We start from the raw sequence: 17524 nt of genomic DNA, 5'->3' as shown, positions 1-17524 counted from the left end.
ATACTTGATAAACCTTTAGGATAAGCATCACGAAGAACGATTTTTTCCCAGTTCAAAAGAAGTTTCAAATGATAATAGCCTCTAAGGAAATGAGCTTCCGCCAAAACTTTGTCTTTAGCATCAGTACTGATTTGTTCCTCAGTCATAGCTCCAACTTTTTCAATAACCTGATTGGCATAGTTGATCCCTCTGTAGTGAATATTCCAATACTGAGTAGTTTGAGTATTTCCAGATGTTGAATTAAAATTAAAGATAGAGAACCAGTCTTCGTAATTCAAAGCATCGTTTCCAAGTTTTACTAAATCAGAAGGAAATAATTCGACAGTAAATTTAATTTCGGCAAAGCCCCAATAGCTCGTTGCACATTCAAGTTGCGAATAAGCTGCCGCTAGTCCCGCTTGTGCATCACTTTCGCTTCTCCAAAAACTTTCTCCAGTCAGTTGATCCGGTGATTTTACTTCTAGATGATCTTCATTGCAGGCAGTGAAACTTAATCCAATGCAAATGAAGAATAAATATATATATCTGTTCATTTTGTACATGTTTTTATTTAGAATGATAATTGTACTCCTGCGAAGAATGATTTATTAATAGGGTATAAACTTCTATCAATACCTGTATTAAGAACATTGCTACGTCCAACTTCGGGGTCAATACCTGAATAATCAGTTATTGTGAATACATTTTGAGCATTGAAATATACTCTACACTTGCTAACACCCATACGGTTGATCATCGTTTTAGGTAAAGTGTATCCCAATTCAATGTTCTTTAAACGCAGGAATGATCCATCTTCAAGATAACGGTCAGATTCGCGAGTGTTTGTATTGGCATCACCTAAGACAGCTCGAGGCGTATTTGTATTTTTGTTGGTTTCTGTCCATGCATTTAGCGAAGAAGCTAAGAAATTTTGACCTGCAGACATGTTCTCTAAATAGTAACGGTTACCATTGTAAAGTTCATTGCCTTCTATACCGTAGAACATCATAGAGAAATCGAAACCTTTATATGACGCATTAAAGTTGATTGAGTAAGTGAAATCAGGAATACCAGAGCCTGAATAGACTTTATCTTTTTCATTTAATTCGCCATCCCCATTAGTGTCTTTAAAGCGAATATCACCAGGTTTAGCACTGGCTTGAAGTAAATCACCTTCGTCATTACTATGAGCATTAACTTCATCCATTGATTGAAATAAACCATCGGTTTGATATAAGAAGAAAGCTCCAATTTCGTAACCTGCTTTAGTTTGAGTTGGGAAGTGAGAATCACCATACTTTAAACCTTCGCCAAATAAAGCCTGATCTTCACTAGCTAAAGAAACAACTTCGTTTTTAGTTGTAGTGAAAGTTGTATTGATACTGTATTTGAAATCACCATCTTGTTTGTAGTATCCTAACTCGAATTCAAATCCTTTATTGCTAATTTCACCAACATTCAAAACTGGGCTGTCAAGGCCTGCAGAACCAGGTAGTTGACGATAAATCAACATATCTTCAGTAGTTGTGTTGTAGTAGTTAATAGTACCATTAAACTTGTTGCCTAGTAGGGTGAAATCCAGTCCAAGATTTTTAGAAATTGTAGTTTCCCACTGCAATTCTCTGTTTTCAAGTCCTGTTGCGATAGAACCTGTCCAAGGATTTGCACCAGATCCACGAACGGCTCCCAGTTCATAATCGTTACCAGTGCTAATAAGAGCTTGATGATCGTAGTAACCTAGAGTTACCTCATTACCTAATTTACCCCAACTTGCTCTCAGTTTTAAATTGTCAATATATTCATAGTCAGACATAAAGTCTTCCTGAGTAATTCTCCATCCAAGTGCAACCGAAGGGAATGTTCCATAACGTGAGTCAGAACCAAATTTTGATGATCCATCACGACGGGCAGTAACTTGTAATAAGTATTTGCTATCGAAAGAATAGTTTACTCGACCCAAAATTGATGTGCGTGTGTATTCATTTCTACTACCAAATGCACCATAAGTTCCGCCTGTACCTGCATTCAATGTCATCCAGTTAGGATCCAGGAAGCCAGCCATCTCGTCTTTGGTAATAATATCATCACCTTCTGCTGAATAAACAGTATTTTTTCCAGTAACATTGGCACCGATCCAATTGTTTGTTTCTTTGGAAGCTGTGTAACCAATTACTGAAGATACAGAATGCTTACCGAAGTCCTTCTGGAAGTTCAGTAGATGCTCCATAATTTGTGAACGGTAGTTATTACGTTCTTCTCCATAGTAGATATAATCTTCACCATCTTTAGGACTTCTCTCAAACTTGGTATGATAGTTCCACTTGTTCTTATTACTATTTATCAGCCCTAAATTTACTTGGTATGATAACCAATCTGTAAACTTCAATCTTCCAGTAATGTTAGCTGAGAAGTATTGTAGATCAGTTTCTCCTTTAGTGTTTAGATGATTGGCATATGGGTTAGCATTTGCTGGCATATCACCCGAAGTTAATTGAACATTCCCATTTTCATCAAAAGGATTAATTAGTGGGGTAAGCTTGTAGGTGTCAGATAAAGAGAATTTTGTCGCTTCTGAATTGGTTTCAGCGTAAGAAATGTTAGCATCAACACTTAAACGACCTTTTTTCATACCTAGCTTGGCACGAAGTGTCTTCTTAAGATAATCACTTCCAATTAAAGTTCCTTCTTCATCGTTCCAACTACCCGAAATGCCATAGTAACCCAAATCACTACCACCATTAATACTAAGGTTGTAATTTTGTTGAAGGGCAGTACGTGAAACTTCATTCTGCCAGTTGGTATTGGCAGTGATTGGAGCAGTTACGTAATCAGGTAAAGCTTGTTTATCTCCATCTGCTGCATACTGATTATAATTATCGTACATCATTTTATGCACTTTTATATAACCTTTTGAATCTAACAAATTAAGTTGATCGATAGCTTTTGTTTGCCCAAGGTGCATGTTGAGATCTACGTTTACTTGTCCCTTCTTTCCTTTTTTAGTTGTGATTAAAACCACACCATTGGCAGCACGAGATCCATAGATAGCAGCGGAAGCTCCATCTTTTAGGATTTCAAAAGATTCAATATCATCAGGGTTTAGAAGAGACATAGAACCAGGTAGTCCATCGATAATATAAAGCGGTTCGTTGTTGCCTACAGTCCCAATACCGCGAATAGTAATGCTTGAGCCTGAACCTGGTGCTCCACCAAACTTGGTGATGGTTACACCTGCAACTTTACCTTGTAAAGCATTTACAGCGTTTGATGAGGGTGTTTTTTTTAGATCTTCACCTTTAACAGAAGAAACAGCACCTGTAATATCACTCTTTTTCTGAGTACCATACCCCACAACAACAACCTCGTCAAGACCAAGATTTGTTGATTCTAGTACAATGTTTAAAGTACTACTTGCAACAACAACTTCTTGTGTTGTCATACCTACGAAAGAGAAAACCAGAGTTTGACCTTCTTCAGCTTGGATTGAAAAATTACCATCAAAATCGGTACTTGTACCATTCGATGTGCCTTTCACTACAACTGATACTCCAGGGATAGAAAGTCCGTCCTCAGCAGATGTGACAATACCTGTTACGGTATTTTGATTTTGTTCAATATTGCCAAAACCTGATGTTTGTGACGCCTTCACCAGAACTGGTGAGAATAGAATTGCGACAATGCATAGTTTCATGAGCCATGAAACACAGCGTTTTTGCGCATAGTGGAATTGCGCAAAATAGTTTGCATTTTTTTTCATAAATTTAGGTTCGTTAAAGTTAATGCCAGTTGTCTTCTTTTTTGCGATGGAAACAACTGAGCGTTTTTAATGTTCGGCAGAGATTGTTGGTAGCTTTCTCTGTCTTTTTTATGCAATAGTGTTTGGTATTGAGTTGATAAGTTATTTATCTATTCTCAATGGCTGTAAGGTCTTAATTGGTGTTCTTATCCTGAATTTAGGATTTAGAAGGATATCTCTTGTGTGGTGAATGTATAGAGATACGAAAGCTCAGTGTCTAGTAAATCCAACATTCATACAATCCTTTGTATGATCTGTTGTGATGACTTTTGGATTTAGTTTGTTTAATCATAATTACCTAAACTAGAACTGTTAATAGTAGCTATCTTTAATTTGTTTGATACAAATATATAAAAATACCTACCAGTTCCTACCAGTATGGATAATAAAAATGATAGTTTAGAATGAGATTTGTTATCTGATTGTCTGTATTGCTTGTTATTATGTAGGTTTGGAGTCTGTGTGTAAAACGAATTATTCTTTTATTATATCGTGAGATTCGAGAAAAGAAGTACCGTCTTCCGAGTTTGCAAGTTGTTTAAATTGTTTAGGCGTGTAATTATATTCCTTTTTAAAGCATCTTGAGAAATATTTTGGATCATTAAAACCAACATTAAATGCAATCTCAGAAATTGTGTAATTGTGTTTTACCAAAATGAAAGCTGCTTTTTTTAATCTTAAACATCGCATAAAATCCACAAGGGTTTTGTTGGTTATAGACTGGAATCTACGATAGATATTTGAGTAACTCATGCTCAATGCTTCAGATAAATCCTCCAGTTTGAAATCAGGGTTAACCAAATTCTTTTCAAGTTCTATTAATACAGACTCTATAAATTTTTCGTCAGGTGATTCAACCTGAGGAGCTTCAGTTTGAGTCAATAATTCAGTTCTGTATTTTAGAATAAGGTTTTTGTGAGATTCGAGAATATTATTGACTTTAAATATCAGTTCTTTAACGTTGAAAGGTTTGTTAATGTATTCTATGGCGCCATATTTTAAGCCTTCGAGTTTAGATTGAGTCGTATTACGAGCCGTTAATAGAATGATTGGTATATGGCGCATTGTTTTCGTATTCTTCAACTCCTTACAGAGAGAGATTCCATCCATTATTGGCATCATGATATCACTAATGATAAGATCTGGCGTTGTTTCGTGTAGGATAGATAGGGCTTCTTTTCCATTTTCAGCAGTAAATACATTATATAAGGGACTAAATGTATCTTTTAGAAGAAGCAACATCTCGTAATTATCCTCAACAATTAAAATTTTTATTCTACTGTTGAGATTAATTGTGGGCTTATAAAGGTCTTCCTTATTTGAATTCTCAGTTTGAACTAATTCATTAATTATAGGTTTATCGATTATTTCATCTACACTCAGGTGTTTACAGTCCAAAGGAAGCTTTAAACTAAATTCAGTTCCACTATTTATAGCTGACACAACATTTATTTCGCCTTTGTGTAAAGTGATTAGTTCTTTAGTAAGAGCAAGGCCTATTCCAGTTCCGCCAACAGCTTTACCTTCTTTTGATTGGTAGAATAAATCGAAAATGTGTTTTAGATTTTCTTCATCTATCCCAATTCCCGAATCAGATATGTTCAAAAAGAAATGCTCATAATTACTCTTGATCTTAAATTGAATCTGACCCTCACGCGGGGTAAATTTAAAGGCGTTTGCTAAAAGATTATAGATAACATGTTCAAGCTTTTCTTTATCATACCATAGCATGATATCATCTTGTTTCGATTCAAAAATAAAATCGATATGTTTAAAACGTGCTTGTTCGGTAAAGGAGAGGGCTATGGTTTCACAATGTTTGGAAATATTATTCTCACTTGCACGTAACTGTAGTTTTCCCATTTCACGATTTCTTACAGTCATCAATTCCAGTGCAATACGCGATAAGCGTTTTGCGTTATTATGAATAACATTCAAGCGCTGTTTTAATAAAAAATTGCCCTCTGCTCGCTCAATCATGCTTTCGATGGGAGCCATAATAAGAGTAAGGGGGGTTTGAATTTCATGCGACATTTTTGCGAAGAAATCCACTTTCATAGCATACAGTTCATTGTTTTTCTCATTCTGCCATTCTTCCAGCATGAGTTTCTTCTTTAAGCGAGCCCACATAATGGAATAACGAATGATGAAAAAGAACGCAATAATCAGAATAAGGCTGTAGAATGTGTAAGCCCACCATCTTTGCCATAGAGGAGACAAAACAGTCACTTGTATTGCTCGAGGCTCAATATCCCAAAGATTTCTTTTTGTACCAGCTTTCACTTCGAAAGTGTAATTTCCGTATGGGATATTGGTATAGGTCGCAATTCGATTGTTTTCTGTCGTTATCCAGTTTGTATTAAAGCCCTTTAATCGATAAGAATAAAAATAATTGGGATCAAGATGATCGTTAATAACTGAAAATTGAAAGGAAAAGGAGGTTTGTTTATGATTCAGTTCAATAGATTTGACTTGTTCTACACCTTCCTGTATTTGATCTGGAATAATCTCATTGGCATCTCTATTTACAATTTCTAATTGATTAATCCTGAGTTGAAATTCTTTTTTGCTGGTTTTCATCTGTTTTGGATCGAAAAAATTGACCCCACCAACCCCACCAAAATAGACCAGTCCGTTTGAGTCAATACCAGCACTTCCAGAAAGGTAGTTATCTTTTAAAGTGCCATTTTTCCAAGTGTAAGCATGAACATGCTTCGTATTTAGGTTTAGATGAGAAATACCATTAGCTTTTGATAGCCATAAATTTGAGCTGTCAGCAAGAACAATGGCTATACCTCCATGTAATTCTTCGTTACTGAAACCTTTAATAGGCTCTGTTAACTTGGTTTTAAGATTGAATTTAATCAATTTAGAGTAGGAGTTGAGTAGGTACAGATGACCATGTAAATTAGCTACACCGTGAGTGACGCTACTTTCCATTTGATTATTAGACTTCGATAATTTGTAGGTTGCGAAGTTTGAATTCTCAAAAAACGCATTCTCATTAAATAGGCAGACGCCGCCCTGATACATACCAATCCATAATTGATCGTTTTCATCTTCCAAAAAAAATTCAGCAATACTACCACTAAGCCCATTCTGTTTGTTAGGGAAGAAAGCGATTTGTTTATCGAAGGTTGAAAACACAAAGATCCCAAGATTAGTCCCTACCCAGATGCGATGTTTTTTGTCTTTATATAAGGATCTAACATCAGTCGCAATTTGCTCTTTTTCGTTTTTAATCTGTATTGATTTGAATCGGTCTGTTTTAGCATTATAAAAACAAAGTCCATTTAGATAGGTTCCTATCCATTTGTTTTTAGATTGATCTTCAACAATGGATTGAATGTAATTGCCACTCAGGCCCCTGCTAGATTGTGAATTGGCAATAAACTGTTTGATGGCCTTACCCTGCTTGTTAATCACACTTATGCCTTCACCATCTGTCCCCAACCAAAGCTTCCCATCTTCACAATTCAAGATCGAAAGAATTCTTGTTGGTGTGCCAGACAGGCTGCCACTGTTGTATCCAACAGTTGACGATTCTCGAGGTAAGATATTGATGTTGCCGTAATTGGTGAAAATCCAGATGTCGTTATTCCGTGTTTCTCCCAAACCAATAACTGTATTGCTTTGAAGTGAGAATTTGTTCGTTTTTGAGTGTTTGTATATTTTGACTTCTTTCGTTTCAGGATTAATCTGGCAAAGGCCACCGCCATCGGTTCCTGCCCAGATAAGGCCTTTGCTATCACGAAAAATTCGAATGATCATATTGGTAGGGACGAAATTGATAGACTTTGCACTCTTATGAAATCTTTCGAAGACTTTTTCTTTTGTGTCGTAGAAGAATAGTCCGTAAAGTTCTGTGCCAATCCATAAGTTCCCTTTTTTGTCGGTTGTCAGTATAACTGTATTTGCAGTGTTGTTAAATGGAAGGTTTAATTGGGTGTAGGTCATTGTAGAAATATCTCCACGAAATATCCGACCATGGCTGGTGCTGAACCATACAATATTATTTTCTCCCTCAGATACAGAGGAAATTGTTTCGTTTGGGGAATTAATGTCAAATTGAACATGTGTAGAGTCAGATAAGGATTGCCCAATTAGCGTTCCAAAATTACTTCCTAACCAGAGTCGAGATTCCCCAATAGCTAGTGATTCAATATTTTGATGTTCTTCTAAATGCGAGATGCTCGAATATTTAGGTATAAATTTTCCCGATGGTAAAAGTTTTGAAATATGACCTTTTTTAGAGACACACCAAATTCTCTTGTATTTATCTTGGATGATGTTTAGAATGGATGAAGGGCTTGCACTATTTCCCATGACCTCTGAAAATAGATAGGCTTTATAATTGTAACCATCGAAACGAAGAATACCTCTACCCGAATTGAGCCATAAATAGCCCAATGAGTCTTCAACAACACTGGTCACATTGCTTTGTTGTCTGTCAACTTCAGCACTTAGGTGAATAAAATTTGTTGACTCATCAGCAAATGAAAAGAAATAAGAGTTGCAAATCACAAAAAGTAAAATGAGCTTGGTTAGGTAGGTATTCATTTTTAGCATGCTGAATTAATTTCAGGGTTTGGGGATAAGCAAAAGTAGAAATCTATAGCAATCCTACCAAGCAAATATCAAACAAATATTAAGTTGTAATCATCTGTATTGTACTATTTAATAGGCTTGTGGGAAAATGTCTACCTATTAGCCTAAAATGTCCTCCTCCCAAAAATAGATAATCCCTATTATTATCATCGCAAAATAATAGTTCATAACCTGAATAAATGAAGGCGGGATAATTTAGTGTTCAAACTAGAGACGAAACATCTCATCCCAAATAATTTTGGCATGAGAAAATGTTGAACAACAAATGAGAACTAAAAATCATCCCGTTAAGATTACTGACATGTGATTCAGTGTTATAAGTGTAACTATTTATTGACCTAATACCTAATTTTTAATGTTATACTAACTCTAACCTTATGAAGAATCAAACAATGGAAAAAAGTAACTATCAAAAAATTCCAAAAATGGATTTTAAACAGATCTCATTTTTATTATTTGCAATGGTCGTAATGTCTTTTACTACCAGTTGTGACAAAGACGAATCAGTCAACTTGCCAGTGACGATCACAGGTGAAGTTTCTGATATTACAGGTCAGGATGCTGTTGTGAGCGGCAGCGTAACATCAAACGGAGGATCAAAAATTCTTGCAATGGGAATTTGCTTTACGACTGAAGATGTTGATCCAACTGTAGCAGATAATTTTGCAGCAGTTGGTGAATTTACCCCAGATGGTATTTTAAAAGAGGATTGGAATTATTCAGCTACCCTAAAAGGATTAGCTATTAAAACGGCTTATAAAGCCAGAGCTTATGCATCGAATGAAGCAGGCACCGCTTATGGAGAAACCATTTCTTTTACATCTAAAGCAGGGAAAACTTACCATCCCCTTACAGTGGATATGATTGAAACATATACGCAGGAAGGTTCCGAAGGACCTAAAGAATCTCTTGTTGATGATGATTTGAACACTTATTGGCATTCTGCCTGGTCAGCCGATGTAGCTCCCCTTCCACACCATATTCAAATTATATTTGCTGAAACTAAAACTATTGGTGGTTTCGAGTTTGCTACCAGAGACCAGTATGCAAGAGGTAACAACCCTGCTCAATTCGATGTACAAACAAGTTCTGATGGTACTAATTACACAACAGTATGGACTTCAGGAAGATTGGATAATGTTTTACTAAATCCGGAGTGGAATAATGTGTCACTTGATAAGAATTACGCTTCTAAATATTTTAGAATTAGAATTCTTGATACAAAAACACCCGGTCAAGGCTCTACATGTATGGGTGAGTTAAAAGTGTTCGACGATGGTATGCTACCTTATTAAAAGGGAGTTGATGTAGAATAATTAAGAACAACATGTATAATAGTTTATTTATCTAATTAAGATTTAAGATAATAATTATGAGATATTTGCGACAAATCGATTTTTTTCGAAAAAATATAAAAAATAAAATAAGGACCAATACCCCCGGCATTCAAAAAGCGATAAGTTTGTTCGTTTTCATGCTGTTTTTTACAGCGATTGCAAGTGCACAATCTGTTGAAATAAAAGGAAAAGTATTAGATAATGACAATCAGGAATCATTGCCAGGCGTCAGTATTATAGTAAAGGGGACTACCCATGGTGTTACAACTGATATGAATGGAGATTATACCCTAAAAGTAGAACAAGCCGATGCAATATTGGTCTTTTCATTTATTGGTTACGAACCGCAGGAAGTACCAATTAAGGGTCAGACAACTATTAATGTTAAGCTGATTAGTTCAACCAGTGATCTTGATGAAGTTATGGTTATTGCATATGGAACGACAAAAAAATCAAATTTAACAGGTTCTGCTGTTGCATTAGACAGCGAAGACCTAAAAGATGTTTTTGTATCGAATGTAGCATCCATGCTTCAAGGTAAAGTTGCCGGAGTGTACTCATCTGCAGGAAGTGGACAACCTGGTTCAAGTTCAGAAATCACCATACGTGGTAAAGGTTCATTGTCAGGTACAACATCACCTCTTTGGGTGGTTGATGGTATTATAATGGGCAATTCTGACCCTGGCTATAGCCCTGCTGATATTGAAAGCATTACGGTATTGAAAGATGCTTCAGCTACATCATTGTATGGGTCTTTGGCTGCTAATGGGGTTATTTTATTACAAACTAAAAGAGCGAAAAAAGGTGAGTCCAAAATAAACGTCAATGCGACCTACGGATATACCACATTTAACACAGGGAATTTCTCAGTGATGAATTCTCAGGAGTTATATGATTATCAAAAAATCTGGAACCCTGATGTTACAGAAGATGTATTAAACACGGATACGGATTGGATGGACATTGCTACCCAAACCGGAAAAGCACAAGAGTATAACGTTAACTATTCTGGTGGGAACGAAAAGATGACGGCCTATTTGTCTGGTACTTATTACAATGAGACTGGTGCTTTAAAAGGATACGAATACGAGCGTTATTCAGCTATTGCAAACTTTGATATTAATGCAACTGATCGCCTTAAGATTAAAGTAAATTTATCAGGCGATTATCGTACGACCAAAGATCAACAGCATTCAACATATTCTATGTTTACTTACATGCCATGGGATGAAGCTTACTTGCCTGATGGATCTGTTTTAGATCCAAGAGTTGATAGTGGTAAAGAGTATTTACTCGCAAACAATAAGGTTTGGTATGGTAGAGATGAAAACAATTATCTATACGATTTGCAATACAATTATGGCAATTCACGTAGTAACAATCTTCGTGCAAATATCGGCTTTGATTATAAGATCAACGACTGGTTGACTTTTTCGTCCATGAATAATATCGCTCTTAATTTTGGACATTCTGAATGGTATACTGATCCTCGTTCTATAAGTGGGCAGGCAGACAGAGGAACATTATATGATAGTTATAGTTTTAGCCAAACCCGTTTTACCAACCAAATGCTTCGAATTAACAAGAGTTTTGGTCTTCATGCACTGAACGCATTTGTTGCATGGGAATACACGGATTACCATTCAGACGACGCTAGTGCCAAAGGTAAAGGTATAGCAGCTGGCCTTACTGTACTTAACACCACTGCTGAAGCTGTTAGCGTAGGCGGATACAAATGGGAAAGTGCCAAACAAAGTATGCTCGTCAACTTGCAATATGCCTATGATGATAAATATCTGGCTACTGCTTCGTTTAGCAGACAAGGTTCAAGCAGCTTTGGTCCAAACAAGCAATATGGTAACTTTTGGTCAGCTAGTGTAGGCTGGAACGCCCATAGCGAAGAATTCCTAAATGACGTAGAATGGTTAAATACATTAAAATGGTCTGCCAGTATGGGACAGGTAGGTAATGCTCCGGGAGGATTTCAATATCTTGGATACTTTGCCTTTGTAGATCAGTACAATGGGAATAGCGCTGCTACACCATATCAAAAAGGAAATCCAGACATTAGTTGGGAAAAAGTAACCAGCTACAACACAGCGATTAATACAAGATTATTCGACCGTATCAGTATAAACTTAGATCTGTATTATAAAAATAGTGATAAGCTGTTAACTTACGTTCCACTTCCTGCTTTGACTGGTTATAGTGGGTTATGGATGAATGTTGGACGTGTGACCAACAAAGGATATGAGCTAACCGTTTCACCTGAAATAATCAAAACTTCCAGATTTAAGTGGGATATGACTTTGAACCTGGCATACAACAAAAACAGGGTTGAAGAAATATACGAAGATAAAGCCTATACAAGTGGTAATACAAGAATCGAAGCAGGTTATGATATGGATGCACAATACCAACGTATATGGTACGGGGCAAATCCTGCCAACGGTGAACCTCTTTGGGAAAAAGTTACGGAAAACGAAGATGGTACAGAAACGATTAGTTTAACTTCAGATTACGCTGATGCGACTTTGCAATTTACCGGAACCAAAGGTACGCCAACATATACAGGAGGTATCCTCAATAAATTTACTTTTGATGATTTCAGCTTAACGGCAAACATTAGTTTTGTTGATGATATTTATAAATACAACGGTAATAGAGAATTATTTGATAGCGACGGATCATACGCTTCTTTTAACAATATGAATTTGGCTGATGGCTGGAGTCGTTGGGAAAAACCGGGAGATGTTGCGACTCACCCAAAACCATTTAACGGAGGGGTTAATGCAAATAAAAACTCATCAAGATATTTAGAAGATGCAAGTTATATCCGTTTACGTAATGTAACCCTGGCATACAACCTTCCTAAAAACGTATCAAATCGACTTAAGATATCAAGTGCTACAGTTTACGTCAGTGCGGATAACATGATTACACTGACAAACTGGTCAGGAATGGATCCTGAAACGGGTGCATTATACCCACTGTCCAAAAAAATTATGGCAGGCGTAAAAATAAATTTTTAATAAGTAAAAACTATTAATGATTAAAAAGATGAAACGAGCCATGAAAAAGTCTTCTCACCAACAAGCATGATTATTAAATGGCGACTTCCATCTGACCTTAATAAAAAAAAATAAACAGATGAAAATGAAAAATATATATTCTTTTATTGCGATTCTATTAGCGCTTTCTTTTAGCGCTTGTGATATCGCCAGAGAGCCCTTTCAGGATTTATCAGATGATAAAGTATTTGCCGACGAATTAGGTATAGAAGCAGCTGCTTTAGGGACTTATGCCCTATTAAAGAAGAATGAGTTTATGCGCCCTTACCACTTTCATGGTGAATTTGGTGGTGACAATATTGCATTAAGCGGCTCTACGACCGATGCCTTATTTTACATGTACAATTACCAGCACACGCCAACAAATGGCCATTTAAATAGCCTATGGTCTGGTTGTTATAAAGGGATTGTGAATGCGAATAAAGTAATCGACAAAGCAGAAGCAGGTACGCCTCGTTTGAACCACGTTATTGGTGAAATGCATTACCTGCGTGCCTTCTTTTATTTCAATTTAGTCAGTATTTGGGGACGACCTTATGCTCAGAACCCAAGTTCGAACCTGGGTGTTCCAATTATTTTAGATGCTGAACCTGATGCCGATAATTTACCTCCTCGTGCTACTGTTAAGGAGGTTTATGGCTTGATCTTAAGTGATTTGTTAAAAGCATCTGAATTAATGAGTGAATTTAAAAGGAATGATTCAGAATATAACATATATGCATCTGAACAGGCTGCCAATGCCTTATTGTCCAGAGTTTATTTATATATGGAAGATAATGCAAAAGCAGCGGAGTATGCTACCAAGGTTATTGAATCAAATAACTTCGCATTATTGGAAGGTTCTGCTTATGAAACTTTCCCAACTATGGTGCCTGAGGAAAATTCGGAAATTATATTTGCATGTAGAGCATTAAAAGACGAAGATGACTACGGTTGGTATGCTTTTGGTGGAATGTACGCTACAATTGATGGTGTAGGCTGGGGTGAAATGTATGCCTCTGAGTCATACAGAGATTTACTTGATCAAAATCCTTCGGATAGAAGACATAAATTCATTGATCCTCAGTTTGTAGATGGTGACGATTATCAGATCACATATTCTTACGACAAATCATCTCCGGCGGGTTCAAAAATGTTCCAAATGTATGCTGCTACTAATAATGGTGGCAATTGGGAATATGATTACAATGGTACAAAAACGGTTTCAACTGAACTTGTAAATGGCAACACAGTGTATTTTATCACTGAAGGTGAGAATATCAGCGGAAAAACCTATGTGAAATTGACAAAGAAAATGCCGGTAAGACAGGGGTATCCTAAATATTTCGTGATAAAATGTTCGAACCAGGAAGGACAACCACAACTATTTTCACCGGTTATTTCGCGTCTGGCAGAGATGTATTTGAACCGTGCCGAAGCTAGTGCTAAAACCGGTAACACATCAGGCGCATTAGAAGATATTAACCTTATCAGAGAACGTGCAGATATTGCTGCTTATTCAGCAGTTCCTGCCGGCAGAACCATTTTAGACCTTGTACTTGAGGAACGTCGTTTGGAACTTGCTTTCGAGGCTCATCGTCGTTACGATATTTTCAGAAATGGCTTAACTTTGGATCGAAGATATCCAGGAACACATGATAGAGGAGCTAATCCTTTATTAACTGTTCCTGCAACAAGCCCGCGTGTTGTGGACTATATTCCGGAAGCTCAGATTTTAGCACAGCCAAATTTGGAGCAAAATCCTTAATTCAGTAAAAAATGTGGTTAAATACCCCGATCCTTGGATCAAAAACTAATTTACTAACCTAGTAAACTCCTTTTGATACCTCAGGGCTTGCCCTGAGGTTATTCATTTAGGATTTTGGAAAATATAATAAATAGTTATTATAAAATCTGATAAAAACTAAGCATAAAAACAATCAATTGTTAATTAAAGATTTTTCGTCATGAAAATTACCAAATTAGGTTTATTAACATTTCTATCGGTTTTGTTATTTTTCTATTCTTGCGACAAGGAGGAAACTTTAGCTGAAGATGGAAGTTTGAAAAAAGGCAAACCAGTAACTTACGATTTGTCAATATCTGTCCCATGTGAAGGGAACAGTTGGGTCGTTGCGAATCCCGCTGCTACCGCAAATTTAGTTGTAACAGGAGGTATTAAAAATTGGACGAATTCAAGTGACAAAATTCGCACCTATTTTTATGCAAAAACAACTGGAACGATTCAAGTGGGTATTCGTGCCAAATTAGACGTATCCAGCACACTTAAAATAACGCTCGGAGATGAAACACAAGAGCTTACTTTTGATAAAGGAAATACCTATAAAGACTATAATGTAGGAACCTTTAATATTAATCAAACAGGCTACCAATTTATTGAACTGGAAGGCGTGAGTAATGGTGGAAGTGCTTTTGGTGATATATCTGATATCCTATTAGGGGATTCGTCCTGGAATTCTAACATAAGTTATATTAATACAGAATGGTTCTACTGGGGACGAAGAGGTCCTTCGGTGCATTTAGGTTATCAGGTACCGGCCAATAAAAATATTACCTGGTTTTATAACGAAGTCACTGTTCCTGTTGGAGGTGACCCTAATGGATCTTATTTCATGGCTAATGGTTTTTCAGGTGGCTATTTTGGAATGCAAGTCAATTCTGCGACCGAAAGACGTGTGTTATTTTCTGTTTGGAGCGCATTTGATACCCAAGACCCTAATCAGGTTCCTGCAGAGTATACTGTAGAACCGCTGGGATATGGATCAGGCGTAACCGTAGGTGAGTTTGGTGGTGAAGGCTCGGGAGCACAAAGTTATTTGGTTTATGATTGGAAACCGGGAACGACCTATAAATTTTTATTGAAAGGAGAATCCAATTCTTCTAATTCTACTGATTATACCGCTTATTTCTATGCTCCTGAAGTTGGAGACTGGAAGTTGATAGCCAGTTTTAGAAGACCATTTCCTAATAGTTCTCATTTAACAGGTTTGTATTCGTTTTTAGAGAATTTCAACACCACAACGGGCGATGAAACAAGAACAGCAGATTATTCGAATCAATGGGTTTATGATACTCAAGGAACTTGGGATGAAATGACAACTGCTAAATTCACAACAGATGCTACTGGTGGGGCCGGAGCTAGAATCGATTATGATGGAGGTTTAAACGGAGATAATTTTTATCTGAGAAATTGTGGCTTTTTTAGTGATAATGAAACACCCAACACATCTTTCACAAGAACGGCTAATGGGACAGCACCAAATATTGACTTTACGAAATTAGAAGTCCCTTCCATTTCAACACCATCAATACAAACGTTAATGGACAGAACAGGATGGACAATAGTAGATTATAGCACCCAGGAAGATAAAGATGGTGAAGGAGATACAGGTCGGGCTGCCGATGTGCTTGATGGAGATGTAGACACTTACTGGCATTCATGCTGGTCGGGTTGCACAGCTACAGCACCTCATCATATTATAGTTGATATGGGACAAGCCAATACAGTAAATGGTTTTAGTTTTACTCAAAGACAAAATCTATCCAGAACTGTTCAGAATTTGGAAATCCAAATAAGCGATGACAATGCAACTTGGCAGAGCCTAGGTGATTTTGTACTGGAAAAGGCGACGAATCAGCAAAATATTGAACTGGGAACAGCAGAAACGTTTCGATATTTTAAATTCATCGCTAAAGTAGCTCATGATGGAACCAATAATGCCGCCATGGCAGAAATTGGAACCTTTATTGTAGAGTAAGTGTGAAATTGTATTAGGAGGCCGTCCCAAATTTTAATTTGAGATGGCTTTTTTTTATGTTTGATTTTGACGTCTGCTTTATAGGCGCAGTTATTAAGATATTATTGACTATTAAAAAGATAAAATAATTTTGATGTTTGGGTCGGTTGGTATTAACCTTTAATCTCTTGGATAAATTATTCCTTAAGTAGTTAGTTGATGTAAGGACTCTTCCCCGTATTTGATGAAATATATTAGGGTTTCAATGAGGTATGCACTCTATATTTAGTTGCTTGTGAAAAATTCGACCTTCTAGCTTAATATGTCCACTTTTTTGTTAGAGATATTTATCATTTTTGGGATTATAAAAATAAGATAAATGAAAATAAATAGATATTCTATATTGGCTTCTTTCATAATGATTTGTGTATTATCAGCCTGTTCGTTTGAAAAAAAAACGAAGAAAGAAGAGTTTAAAATAATTGAAGATTCAATCGTAGAAGTACCTCTTAGAGGAAATGCTTGGCTTGTTAACGATGTGACTTTAAACGAAAGTATGATCACTGATCAAGGCTTAAAAAACTGGTCGAAACAATCATCTCTAATTCGAACTTTTGTCCGGTTAAATTCTAAAGGACAATTGAGTCTCGGTTTAAAAGCTAAATCGCCAAAAGGTAGTTCTGTAATACGAATTTCAATAGGAGAGGTTTCCAAAGAAATTACAATAGATAATCACGAATTTGAGCTGATTACAGTCGGTTCTTTTGATATTACTGAGGAAGGCTATATTCAGGTTGATATGCAAGGTGTTTCAAAAACGGATCAATATTTTGCAGAGGTTTCTCAGCTTGTTATTGGTGGAGAAGCAACATCAACTGGTACCGATTTTGTAAAAGAAGATTTTTACTGGGGACGACGCGGACCTTCAGTTCATCTGTCGTACACAGTGCCTGAAGAGACTGGTGACATTCGTTGGTTTTATAATGAGATAGAAGT

8 protein-coding genes are annotated in these 17524 nt (G+C 36.6%); 5 read left to right on the top strand and 3 right to left on the bottom strand.

Annotation, left to right across the window (positions count from 1 at the left end):
* The 3 genes from ABY905_RS05945 to ABY905_RS05935 all read right to left on the bottom strand — a co-directional run.
* On the bottom strand, positions 1-533 hold a 533-nt coding region (locus tag ABY905_RS05945; RefSeq protein ID WP_372641541.1), incomplete at its 3' end, for a RagB/SusD family nutrient uptake outer membrane protein.
* Positions 534-550: 17 nt separating this feature from the next.
* Complete coding sequence (locus ABY905_RS05940) at positions 551-3736, bottom strand: SusC/RagA family TonB-linked outer membrane protein (RefSeq protein WP_372641539.1); 3186 nt, start codon at positions 3734-3736, stop codon at positions 551-553.
* 513 nt (positions 3737-4249) lie between these two features.
* Positions 4250-8344 carry a response regulator gene (locus tag ABY905_RS05935; RefSeq protein WP_372641537.1) on the bottom strand — a complete coding sequence of 1365 codons (4095 nt, stop codon included), beginning with the start codon at positions 8342-8344 and terminating at the stop codon, positions 4250-4252.
* Between the two features lie 416 nt (positions 8345-8760).
* Between ABY905_RS05935 and ABY905_RS05930 the strand changes: the two genes are divergently transcribed.
* The 5 genes from ABY905_RS05930 to ABY905_RS05910 form a co-directional block, all read left to right on the top strand.
* The gene (locus ABY905_RS05930; RefSeq protein WP_372641535.1) at positions 8761-9678 is read left to right on the top strand and encodes a discoidin domain-containing protein; all 918 of its coding nucleotides are present in this window, start codon (positions 8761-8763) and stop codon (positions 9676-9678) included.
* Between the two features lie 167 nt (positions 9679-9845).
* Positions 9846-12752 (top strand): SusC/RagA family TonB-linked outer membrane protein, encoded by a 2907-nt coding sequence (locus tag ABY905_RS05925; RefSeq protein ID WP_372641533.1) that lies wholly within the window; start codon positions 9846-9848, stop codon positions 12750-12752.
* 124 nt (positions 12753-12876) lie between these two features.
* Positions 12877-14538, top strand: a complete 1662-nt coding sequence (locus tag ABY905_RS05920; protein ID WP_372641531.1) for a RagB/SusD family nutrient uptake outer membrane protein — start codon at positions 12877-12879, stop codon at positions 14536-14538.
* Between the two features lie 199 nt (positions 14539-14737).
* Positions 14738-16549 (top strand): DUF3472 domain-containing protein, encoded by a 1812-nt coding sequence (locus tag ABY905_RS05915; protein ID WP_372641529.1) that lies wholly within the window; start codon positions 14738-14740, stop codon positions 16547-16549.
* 358 nt (positions 16550-16907) lie between these two features.
* Positions 16908-17524: DUF5077 domain-containing protein (locus tag ABY905_RS05910; protein ID WP_372641527.1), on the top strand; the 617-nt coding region annotated here is incomplete at its 3' end.

The sequence above is a fragment of the Ancylomarina sp. genome (assembly GCF_041555295.1).
Taxonomy (GTDB): Bacteria; Bacteroidota; Bacteroidia; order Bacteroidales; family Marinifilaceae; genus Ancylomarina.
Note: the sequence above shows the minus strand (reverse complement) of the source record. Positions and strands in the feature narration are given on the sequence as shown.

Bases quoted from the DNA above. Each gene is read 5' to 3' on its own strand.
- ABY905_RS05940 (WP_372641539.1), bottom strand. From the start codon at position 3,736: ATGAAAAAAAATGCAAACTATTTTGCGCAATTCCACTATGCGCAAAAA.
- ABY905_RS05935 (WP_372641537.1), bottom strand. From the start codon at position 8,344: ATGCTAAAAATGAATACCTACCTAACCAAGCTCATTTTACTTTTTGTG.
- ABY905_RS05930 (WP_372641535.1), top strand. From the start codon at position 8,761: ATGAAGAATCAAACAATGGAAAAAAGTAACTATCAAAAAATTCCAAAA.
- ABY905_RS05920 (WP_372641531.1), top strand. From the start codon at position 12,877: ATGAAAAATATATATTCTTTTATTGCGATTCTATTAGCGCTTTCTTTT.
- ABY905_RS05915 (WP_372641529.1), top strand. From the start codon at position 14,738: ATGAAAATTACCAAATTAGGTTTATTAACATTTCTATCGGTTTTGTTA.